The sequence below is a fragment of the Chloroflexus islandicus genome (genome assembly GCF_001650695.1).
Lineage (GTDB): Bacteria > Chloroflexota > Chloroflexia > Chloroflexales > Chloroflexaceae > Chloroflexus > Chloroflexus islandicus.
On sequence record NZ_LWQS01000093.1, the window covers coordinates 154,298 to 164,975 of the forward strand.

Sequence of the window (10,678 nt, forward strand, 5' to 3'; positions counted from 1 at the left end):
TGGCAATCACCCGCTTGGTCGATACGCTTTCAGCTACCGCTTCCGTTTGCGCTGGAAAATGCTTCGGGCGCGAGGCTCCTACGCAATAACATCGGGGTACGCAAGCCAAGGAGACTCTCTCGTGAATCGCCATCGTATCATCGTCGCCGGTTCAGTGCTGGTTGATATGCTGGGCTATGGCCTCATCATGCCGTTGTTGCCCTTTATGGCGCGCGCTTGGTCTGATGATGCGCTGGTTGTTGGCATGCTCGGCTCACTCTACGCGGCGATGCAGTTGCTGCTTGCGCCAATGTTGGGCGCTGTCTCTGACCGGATCGGGCGCCGGCCCGTGCTTCTACTCTGTCTGTTCGGTTCGGCGTTGGCTTATCTGGGCTTGGCGTTGGCTGATTCCTTGTGGTTCTTGGCCGCGGCCATCGCCCTCGGCGGTGCGGCGGGGTCGAGTATGCCGGTGGCGCAGGCCTACATTGCTGACGTGACAACGCCAGCCGAGCGCGCGCGCGGGTTGGGCTTGCTTGGGGCGGCGTTTGGACTTGGCTTGATCGGCGGGGCAGCAATCGGTGGCGCCCTGAGCCAGTATGGGCTGGCTATTCCGCCGTTGCTGGCCGCTGCCATTGCGCTGCTCAATGCGCTCTACGCCACCATTGCCTTGCCTGAGTCGTTACCGGTTGAGCGCCGCCGTCCGCAACCGCTGCGACCGCACAATCTGCTCGCACCGGCCCTGAGCGCATTGCACATGCCGGCAGTTCGCCCATTGCTGATCGCGGTGGCGTTGCTCAATGTCGCCTTTGCCGGGTTGCAAAGCAATATTGCCCTGTTCACGCTAACCCGATTTGGCTGGGGGCCTGAACAAAATGCCGTGCTGTTTGTCTTCGTCGGTCTGTGCGCGGCATTCACCCAAGGGGTGTTGCTAGGCCGCCTCCAACCACAGCTCGGCGAAGCGCGCTTGGCCAGCGGCGGATTAGGGCTGATGGCTGCCGCCTTTGCGCTCGTCGGATTAGTGGCACAGTCTGGTTGGCTGCTGTTCGCACCGGCGGCAATGCTCGCGATCGGGATGGGGTTGGCAGTGCCGGCGATCACTAGCCTCGTCTCGCTGCGCGCTGGCGCTGGCCGGCAAGGGGCAGTGCTCGGCGGGATGCAGGCCCTGATTAGTTTCGCACTGTTGATCGGCCCCATCAGTTTTGGCCTCATCTTCGATTCGTTTGGCCCTGATGCGCCGTATCTCGTGAGTGGCGCGCTCCTTGCCGGCGCTTGGGCCATCACGACTCTGGCCTTAACCCGGCCAATCTTGGCCGGCGCTTCCCGTTCTTTTCGCCCTTCTGAAGACCCTGAGGCTCAGGTATGACGATTCTTCCCTCTTCTGCGGCTATCACCCGCGCAGCGATGGCTGATTTACCGACCAAGTTTGGCCAGTTTCAGATTGTGGTCTACCTCGACGCCGAGCAGAAAGAGCAGGTGGCGCTCACGTGCGGCGCGCTGGCGGGGCCGGAGCCGGTGCTGGCGCGGCTCCATTCCGAATGCTTGACCGGCGATATCTTTGGTTCGCACCGGTGCGATTGCGGTGAGCAACTCGCCGCAGCGCTCAGTGCGATCCAACAAGCCGGGCGCGGGGTGTTGCTCTACCTGCGCCAAGAGGGACGCGGCATTGGGTTGGTCAACAAAATCCGCGCCTATGCGCTCCAGCAACAGGGCCTTGATACGGTTGACGCCAACCGCGCCTTGGGCTTGCCCGACGATATGCGCGATTACGGTATCGCTGCCGCAATCTTGCGCGATCTCGGCATCGAATCGGTGCGATTGCTGACCAACAACCCCGCCAAGATTGCAAGCCTCGAACAGTATGGCATTATCGTGCGCGAGCGCGTGCCTCTGCAAGCGCCGGCTAATGCGTACAGCGCACCATATTTGCTAACGAAGCAGTTGCGGATGGGTCATTTGTTGGATGGGCGGATGTTGTAAGAGTGACGTATAGCCAGTATGTGATATACAAGCGTGCCCCCTCTTCGGCCAAGGCGTTCAAGAGTGAACAGAACCTTTGTCCAGAACCCGGCCCTAAAGGGCCGGGCTAGGGTTACAAAGCCCGCTGCGCGGGCTGCTTGCCCTCACCCCTAGAGCCTGTTATGCGCTTTCGAGCATAACGGTAATGAACCGCTTCAGCATGAGCATCGCAAAGGCCAGAATATGCAATCCCGCCAAAGTCTCCGGCAACCGCTCATCATCGCGTGCCAGCCGGCGAAAGCGTGCCATCCAAGCGAAGCCCCGCTCAACGACCCAGTGGCACGGTAGCAGCACGAAGCCGCGTTTGGCTTCCACAGTTTGACGACCTCCAGCCGCATGCCTTGGGCTTGCCCGATGATATGCGCGATTACGGTATCGCTGCCGCAATCTTGCGCGATCTCGGCATCGAATCGGTGCGATTGCTGACCAACAACCCGGCCAAGATTGCGAGCCTCGAACAGTATGGCATTATCGTGCGCGAGCGCGTGCCCCTGCAAGCGCCGGCCAATGCGTACAGCGCACCGTATCTGCTGGCCAAGCAATTGCGGATGGGTCATTTGTTGGATGGGCGGATGTTGTAAGAGTGACGTATCGCCAGTACGTGATACATAAGCGTGCCCCCTCTTCGGCCAAGGCGTTCAAGAGTGAACAGAACCTTTGTCCAGAACCCGGCCCTAAAGGGCCGGGCTAGGGTTACAAAGCCCGCTGCGCGGGCTGCTTGCCCTCACCCCCAGCCCCTCTCCCACTGGCGCGGGAGAGGGGAGCGCAGCGCCAAGCGTTGAGGCATCGTACAGCGATCAACGGTTGTACTCGACCAAATTTCCGTCCGCCCCTCAACTCCCACTAGCGCGGGAGAGGGGAGCGGAGAGCTAAGCGTTGAGGGATAACACAGCAACCAACCTAGGGTTAAGTTTCCTTTAGCCTAACCTAACAACTTGAATCTGACAATGGCACACCAGCCATACCGGCCAGCCAGCTTTTCAGCAAAGAGAATGCGCACCGCTGTGAGCGGTGCGCATCGTTTTGGCAAGCACGAGAGTAGATGCGTTACTGCCCCATCATCCGTACCGCGCGCAGACTGGCCGCCGCGTCGATTCGGGGCGTGTATTCAAGCCCGACGTAACCCTGATAGTTATGTTCACGCAAGATGCCGAAGATATGCTCGTAGTTAATTTCGCCGGTGCCGGGTTCGTGGCGGCCGGGCACATCAGCTACGTGAATGTGCCCGATCTGGTCGAGGTTTGCGAGAATCCGTTGCGTCAGGTTGCCTTCACTAATTTGTTGGTGATAACAATCAAAGAGCAACTTCACGTGGGGCAAGCCCAACTCGCGCACAATGGCAAACCCTTCATCAGACGACCAGAGAAAACTGCCGGGGTGATCGATCGGGTTGCGTGGCTCAAGCAGCAAATTGAGACCGGCATCAGCCGCCGTCTCGGCTGCTTCGCGCAACGCTTCAAGCAAATGGGCGCGCTGGGTCGCGCGATCAAGATCAGCGCGGGCCGTCCCACCATGCACGATCAAATTGTCGCAGGCCAGATCAACCGCCAGCGCCGCGCTCCGGCTAATCTCGTCACGGAATTGCGCCCGTTGGTCGGGATCGTTCGGCGACGCTTCCGAGTTGCCAGCAATCGCCACACAGTGCAACCGCAGCGCCGTCTGCAAGGCGATGGTGATATTCATATCCTTGCCCCGCCGCGTCCAGAATTCATAGGCGCGAAAACCGAGATCGGCAATATGTTCGAGCCGCTGTTCAAACGGGCGATCGGTGAAGATCATATCGAGACAGACTGAAAAGCGGAGGGGTGCGAGGGTCGACATCTTCAACCTCACTTTTCTGCGCCACCACCGGTCTGGCGCCGGCGCCGCCGGATCATTCGGCAAAGGGTATCACCTTGCCGATCTGCGAGTTTGCTCTACTGTACGTCCCATTATACCGTTGATCGGCAATCTTGGCGGCTACTTGCGCCGCACAGCCTTCAGCAGCGTTGCTACCGCAGCATCGAGCTGCCGGTCGCGCCCGCTGGCCCATTCGCCCAACGGACGGGCAATTTCCAGATCCACCGGTCGCCCGCTGCCTTCGAGATCTTCGCCTTCCGGCGTGACCACATACAACCGCGGCAAACTCAGCCATGCCCCATCGAGCAATTGAATGCTGTATGTCCAGATCACCGCACCGGCTGTCGGTCGTCCGACTACTTTCCCCAAGCGCAACCGCCGGTAGCTTTCACTCAGCATCTCGGTGTTGCTGGCCGACCGCTCATTCGTCACCAAAACAGTAGGCCGGTCGAGCACCCGATTACCGGCGAGATGGCTGGCATCGGTTGCTCCCAGATCACGGAACCCGCTGCGCAACGCCGATCGCCGCATCAAGACATCGAGCACGAAGGTCGCGGTATACCCGCCGCTATTGTACCGCACATCGATGATCACGCCTGCTTTACTGTGGGTTTCGGCGTCAAGATCAACCAGAAATTGCTGGTACGCATCATAGCTCATCTCTTCAATATGCACATAGCCCAACCGTCCGCGGCTGATCGTGTGGACATATTGCTCGTTGGTCACCACCCAATCGCGGTACCGCAGCCGCCGGTAAGCGTTGGCATTGATCGGACGCACCACGATCTCACGCTCGGTCGCATCGGCAGCGCGCAACGTGAGCCGCACCCGCCTGCCGGCGCTGCGGAGCAAGAGTTTGTGGAGCGAGAGAGTGGCAGTTACGCGCGTTCCATCCACCGCAACCAGCTCTTCACCGGGACGCGGCGGCTCGGTTGCTAACGCCGCCGGGCCATCGGGCAAGACTCGTTCCACCACCAACCGGCCTTCGCGCAGCAGTGGTTCAGCCGCAAAGAGGATGCCGATAAAGCCGTCGTCACTCTCCCAGCCGTAGAAGCCGCTGCCGAGGTGCGAGGCGCGCAGTTCACCCACCATCAGGTTGATCAGGGTATGCAGCTCTTCGGTAGTTTGCACGGCGCCAATCAACGGCGCAAAGCGGGCGCGAACCTGTTGCCAATCTTGGCCGCGGAAGGTCGGATCGTAGAAGCTGTCGCGCAACTCGCGCCACGCCTCGGTAAAAATTTGCTCTTTTTCGCGGTGAAAATCCACTTCGACTTCGGCTCGCAGCGATAACCGGTTTGGCTCGTTGCCGCCGGGAAAGCGCCGCACCACCACTTGCCCGTCTTCGAGGTAGGAGAAGCTCCGCCCGTCGGGCGCAAACTGCAAAAAGCTTTTTCGCGTATCGCTGGCGGTAAGCTGGCGCGGCGGCTGGCCGGCGCGCGGCTCGTCGAGCGGCATCGTCCAAATATCTACTTTGCCGGCCACCGATGCCAAGAAGAGCAAGTCTTTCCCATCAGGACTGATTGGGCCGGCGACCGCATTCATCTGCGGCGGCGTCAGCAAGCGCAGCCGCCGCTCAATGCCTTCGTAGACAATCGGCTCAGCCGGCGGTTTCGCTGCTCTTGCCGCATCAGTGCTCGGTTCGCCGCCGTCAGTGGATGCTTCTTCCTTCTTTTCCTTATCGCGCTCAAACAGCCGTTCAAACGCCGCCTCGCGGAAGACCGGCTGCGGCGGGCGCAAATCGACGCGCGCGATCTGCGATTCGAGCCGGTATTGTTCGGTGGTGAAGATGATGAAGCTGCCGTCGGGCGACCAGCGCAAATCGCCGCCGCCAATATTGCTCAGAAAGGTGATCTGGCGCGGCTCGCCGCCGGCAACCGGCACAACATAGACATTGCTAAACAGGCGATCGTCTTGCGCGATAAAGGCGAGGTAGCGCGAGTCGGGCGACCAGCACAGATCGGCGGCGACCGTGAACCGCGCCCGGCACAGCTCGCGCGGTTGGCCGCCCAGCTCTTCTAGCAGATCGATCGCCATCCGATCACGGATATAAGCGACCGCTTGGCCATTCGGCGCAATCCGCGGCAACAGCTTGGGCCGGCCATCGTTGGTTAATTGCATTTCGGCGCCAGTTTCAAAATCGTAGCCAAAGAGTTCAATCTCGCCGTGCCGATCTGAGAGGTAAGCGAGACTTTGCGAGTCGGGCGTCCACGCCACCGACCATTCGCGAGCCGGGGTGTTGGTAATACGGAAGGCCGGCCCCTGCCGCAGATCGCGTTCGGTCTCTTTATCGGCAAAGTCGGCAAAGACATCGCCGCGCGCCACCAGCGCCAGCTTCTTGCCGTCAGGGCTCAGCCGCACCTCGCTAAACCCGCTCGTCCAGCGTTCGATCCGCACCGGCGTGCGTTTCGTATCCACCCGCACCCGGATCGGGATGGGAGCCGCCTCGCCGCTGGCCGGATCGATCCGCCACAACTGGCCATCACCCCGCTCGCAGACGATCACGCCGCTGCGCCGGGCGATGGTCGGGAAGAGCAACCGGCCATCGCGAAAGCTGGTGATCTGGCGCGGCGCGCCTTCGGCGAGCGGGATGTACCAGAGGTTCTCGTAGCCATCGCAATCACAAACGACGTACAACCCTTGACCGTCCGGATCCCAGAGGGGCCAGCCGAGCTTGCCGGCATACTTGAACCGTTCGCCAAACGGGCCGGCCAATTGGCGCAGCGCGCCGTAATCAGGTTGGGCCGGCCCGACCCAGATTTCGTTGGGCGAAAAGGGATGCGGGCCGCGCCGCCACCACCGCTCGCGCCGGTTGGTAAACGCCAAGGTCTGGCCATCGGGCGAGACCGCCACTTGCTCGAGCTGTTCATACGGTTCGAGATAGATCGGCGCTGGCGTGCCGCCCTGCACACTCACCCGGTAGATCGCATAGCCCATCTGCTCGATGTCGCATGAAAAGAACACCGCCTCGCCATCGCTCGCCCACGCTTCGGGATAGCACGGCTCATCCTGAAAGGTAAGCTGGCGCGGCGCACCGCCGGCAAGATCAAGCATGTACAAATCGCCGGTGCCGTCGCGCCCGGCGGCAAAGAGCAAGCGCTGGCCGTCGGGACTGAAGCGGGGCAAATAATGGCGAGCCGGATGGGCGGTGAGCCGTTCGGCGGTGCCGCCATCGATCGACACCAGCCAGACATCGCCGGCAGTTACGAAGGCCAATTGCCGGCCATCAGGATCGAGGGCCGGCTGGCGTAAGAGGGCTTGCGGTGCATTCAACGTGATGACTCCATTCATATCCTAAACAGCGCGATCGTTCATTCCGGCTCAGACATACTGCGCCAGCCGTACCCTCTTAGACATGCTCCCCTCGCCACATCGCACGAAGTTTATCGCTTATTGTTTATTCGCTGGTGACTGCTGCTCTTCCCAGCCAAACGCGCGCGCTAACACCGCCTCGACCAACCCCGGCGCCAAGCGCCCGACCAGCAACGCTAACCGGTCGGCCCAGCTCACATACGCGAGGCGCGGCTCGGTACGGGCCGCGCGCAAGATCGCGCGCGCCACCGCTTCGGGCGGCACACCGGGAGGTGCAATCCGCCGTCGCTCGCGGCCACTGCCCAGCCGGCGCTGATTGAAGCCGGTGCGGGTCGTACCGGGGCGCACCACCGTCACCGCAATGCCGCTGCCATGCAATTCGATGCGCAGCGCGTTGCTGATCTGCTCGAGCGCCGCTTTCGCCGCGGCATAGCCGCCCAAGTACGGCAACGGCTGCACCGCCAGCACCGACGAGACGTTGATAATCTGGCCGCGACCAGCGGCGCGCATTACCGGCACAACCGCTTGGGTCAGCCAGATCGGGCCGAGCAGATCGACAGCTAACACCCGTTCGAGATCGGCGCGGGCAAGGCTGGTCACCGGCCCGGTGAGACCAATGCCGGCGTTGTTGATCAAGATATCAACCTGACCATACGCCGCCACCGCCTGTTCGACCAGCCGGTGGCAGGCTGCCGGATCAGCCACATCGGCGGGCACGGCGATCGCCTGTGGTAGTGCGGCGGCCATCTGCGCCAACGCCTCGGCAGAACGGGCGGCCAACACGAGCCGCGCGCCAGCGGCGGCGAAACAACGGGCAGTGGCGGCGCCAATGCCGCTCGACGCGCCGGTGATGATGACAACGCGATTGCGTGGATCCATAAGACGTGGTTTCCTTAGGCGCACTGCCAGACACGAACCGCCGGGACTTGAGGGACGGCCAGAACACTTGGTTGAGTGCAACTGTTGATCGCTATGCGACGCCACAACACTCGGTTCGCCTCTCCCCTCTCCCGCGCCAGTGAGTTGAGTGACGGCCAGAACATTTGGTTAAGCACAACTGTTGATCGCTATGCGACGCCGCAACACTCGGTTCGCCCCTCCCCTCTCCCGCGCCGTGGAAGAGAGGCTGGGGGTGAGGGCCAGCAGCCCGCGCAGCGGGCTTCGTAACCCTAGCCCGGCCCTTCAGGGCCGGGTTCCAGAACAGATGTTCTATCCGCCCTTGAACGTCAGTGAGAGAGAGGCTAGGGGTGAGGGCACACCGGCGCATCGCAACGCCATGAACCACACCTACGCTCATACGTTCTGTCCGCCCTTGAAACACTGTACCGGGGGCGCACTGCCGGGCCGGGGCGCACTGCCGGGCCGGGGCGCACTGCCGTGCGCCCCTACTACAGGGCGGGTTCGCGATCACGGAGGTGTTTGCAAATGCCGGCCTTGATCGTTTGGCCGGGCACCTCGTGCCCCAACATCCGCTCTAACTCGCGGGCCGTCGCCATCAACGCCGGCAGGTTTAGACCGGTGTTAATGCCCATCTCATGCAACAGATGCACCACATCTTCGGTACACAGATTACCCGGCGCACCGGGGGCGAAGGGGCAGCCGCCGATCCCGCCGATGCTCGAGTCAAACAGATCAACCCCCAACTGCAAGCCGGCCAGTAGATTGGCCAAACCGGCCCCACGCGCGCTGTGCAGGTGCAACCGCAACGGCTGGCGCGGGAAGCGGGCCCGAAACGCACGCACCACCTCTTGCACCAACAACGGGTGCGCCATCCCGGTCGTGTCGCCGAGCGTCAACTGCTCGGCGCCTAAATCCAGCAAACGTTGGCAGAGATCGAGCACCCGCTCGACCGGCACGTCACCCTCGAACGGGCAGCCGAACGCGACCGACAACACTGCATCGAACGGCTTGCCGGCCCCATGCACAAGCGCAGCCATCTCGGCCACTTGCGCTAGCGACTGTTCGATGCTCATATTGACATTACTGCGGTTATGGCTCTCGCTGGCGCTCAGAAAGACCTGTACCACATCAGCGCCGGCGGCAATGGCTCGCCGCGCCCCGATCACATTGGGCGCAATTGCGCTGTAGACTACTCCCGGACGCCGCGTAATGCCGGCAAACACCGCCTCGGTATCGGCCATCTGCGGCACCTGTTGCGGGCGCACGAACGCCCCTACTTCAATCGCCTGCAAGCCAGTCGCCGAGAGCAGATCAATCAGCTTGACTTTCTGTGCTGTACTGAGGATGACCGGCTCATTCTGCAACCCGTCACGCGGCCCCACTTCGCGAATGTGAACGACAGCCGGCAGCGCGGCAATCTCCATAACGGTCATCATCGACCTCCCAAACGGTTGGCGGGAAGACGCAAAGGTTTGAGTGATGTGACAGTATGGTAGATAGACGCTCGCGTTCTGTCAAATCCACGCATGCGTATATCTAGGTTCACCCTGCTTCCCTGTAACTCAGTCGCCTGTCAAATCGTTGCACTGAAACACATCAGTAACTCTAGTGTAACCTATTCCTCTACGCTGACAACAGACCCGCACAACGCGAGGCACAAGAAACGGGAAGACAGCGGACAACGCTGAATGGAGGTTCCAATGGACTGGGCGAAGCAGGCGAACGACATGATCAAGATGTGGACCGGCACGCAGCAGAAGGTGTGGGATAGCTGGATGGCATCGATGCAATACATGGCAGCCCCCCAAAACCCCGAGGCATGGCAGCAGACGGTGGATAGCTGGCGCGGCACGGTCAAGCAGGCGCTTGAGGCCCAAGTCGAGTTGACCCGGCTGTGGGCCGAGACGGTTGCCGCCAACAGCGTTAATATGCCGACGATGCCGACGGTGCCGGGGATGCCGGCAATGCCCGGCATTAATCCCGTCTCGCCGACCGCGGTGGTCGAGTGGAGCCGGCAGGTGCTGGAGATGACCCGCAACTTCAATGAGAGCCAAGCCCGCTTTATCGAGGGTTGGTTCGATATGCTGAAGAAGTCGGATCCGACCAATGTGATGCGGGGTTGGGACAGCACGCAGGTACAGAAGGTCATGCAGAGCTGGCAAGAGGCAATGCAGCGCGTGATTGAGGCGCAGGCCGAGCTGGGCAAGGTGATGATGGGCGTTGTCAATGGGGCGATTGATAAGAAGTAAGGGTTGCCCTCACCCTCTCGCCCCCTCTCCTATCAGGTAGGAGAGGGGGTAATTTTTTGCCCGCCATACTGCAAGCGGAGGGCGCTATGCGCAAGCCGCAAAGCAAGCAAAGGCGCAGAGGCTTCAAACGCAAAGGCGCGAAGGACGCAGAGGACGCAATGGGGTTTTGGTGTCCCCTCACCCCCGTCCCCTCTCCCGCTGGCGCGGGCGAGGGGCGCTACTACCTTCCGCGAGAGCAATCTGTGCCACTTACCGAGCGGCTCCCCCTCGGCGTCCGCTGCGCTCTCTGCGGTACCCCACCTCCAGCGAGTTGAGGAGCGGACAGAACGTTTGATCGAGTACAACTGTCGATCGCTGTACGATGCCGTAAAGGCCCGTGCTGCGCT

Annotated in this window: 9 protein-coding genes; 4 read left to right on the forward strand and 5 right to left on the reverse strand. The window is 61.7% G+C overall.

All coding sequences use genetic code 11. The features are described from left to right. Positions 1–121 precede the first annotated feature (121 nt). Together A6A03_RS17685 and ribA are read left to right on the forward strand one after the other, a co-directional pair. Complete coding sequence (locus tag A6A03_RS17685) at positions 122–1,342, forward strand: MFS transporter (RefSeq protein WP_156525387.1); 1,221 nt, start codon at positions 122–124, stop codon at positions 1,340–1,342. Further along, positions 1,339–1,956 (forward strand): GTP cyclohydrolase II, encoded by a 618-nt coding sequence (gene ribA / locus A6A03_RS17690; protein WP_066790924.1) that lies wholly within the window; start codon positions 1,339–1,341, stop codon positions 1,954–1,956. Before A6A03_RS17685 ends, ribA begins: the two co-directional genes overlap by 4 nt. Positions 1,957–2,115: 159 nt before the next feature. Here the strand turns inward: ribA and A6A03_RS20075 are convergent, their stop codons facing one another. Beyond that, positions 2,116–2,382, reverse strand: coding sequence for a transposase (locus tag A6A03_RS20075; RefSeq protein WP_342673062.1), 267 nt, complete (start codon positions 2,380–2,382; stop codon positions 2,116–2,118). Between A6A03_RS20075 and A6A03_RS17695 the strand changes: the two genes are divergently transcribed. Continuing rightward, positions 2,355–2,576: a GTP cyclohydrolase II gene (locus A6A03_RS17695; RefSeq protein WP_245669047.1), complete on the forward strand. Its 222-nt coding sequence runs from the start codon at positions 2,355–2,357 to the stop codon at positions 2,574–2,576. The two genes, A6A03_RS20075 and A6A03_RS17695, sit on opposite strands and share 28 nt — an antisense overlap. A gap of 466 nt (positions 2,577–3,042) precedes the next feature. On the opposite strand, the gene A6A03_RS17700 is transcribed toward A6A03_RS17695, so the two are convergent. The 4 genes from A6A03_RS17700 to A6A03_RS17715 form a co-directional block, all read right to left on the reverse strand. Further along, a complete protein-coding gene (locus A6A03_RS17700) occupies positions 3,043–3,816 on the reverse strand; it encodes a hydroxypyruvate isomerase family protein (protein ID WP_066790926.1) in 774 nt (257 codons plus the stop codon). A gap of 138 nt (positions 3,817–3,954) precedes the next feature. Further along, positions 3,955–7,122 (reverse strand): S41 family peptidase, encoded by a 3,168-nt coding sequence (locus tag A6A03_RS17705; protein ID WP_245669048.1) that lies wholly within the window; start codon positions 7,120–7,122, stop codon positions 3,955–3,957. Positions 7,123–7,221: 99 nt separating this feature from the next. Then, on the reverse strand, positions 7,222–8,022 hold the full coding sequence (locus A6A03_RS17710; protein ID WP_066790928.1) for an SDR family NAD(P)-dependent oxidoreductase: 801 nt from the start codon (positions 8,020–8,022) through the stop codon (positions 7,222–7,224). A gap of 509 nt (positions 8,023–8,531) precedes the next feature. After that, entirely contained in the window at positions 8,532–9,479 is a 948-nt protein-coding gene (locus tag A6A03_RS17715) for a hydroxymethylglutaryl-CoA lyase (protein ID WP_245669049.1), read from the reverse strand. Positions 9,480–9,770: 291 nt separating this feature from the next. On the opposite strand from A6A03_RS17715, the gene A6A03_RS17720 reads away from it, so the two are divergent. Beyond that, a complete protein-coding gene (locus A6A03_RS17720) occupies positions 9,771–10,292 on the forward strand; it encodes a hypothetical protein (RefSeq protein ID WP_245669050.1) in 522 nt (173 codons plus the stop codon). Positions 10,293–10,678 lie beyond the last annotated feature (386 nt).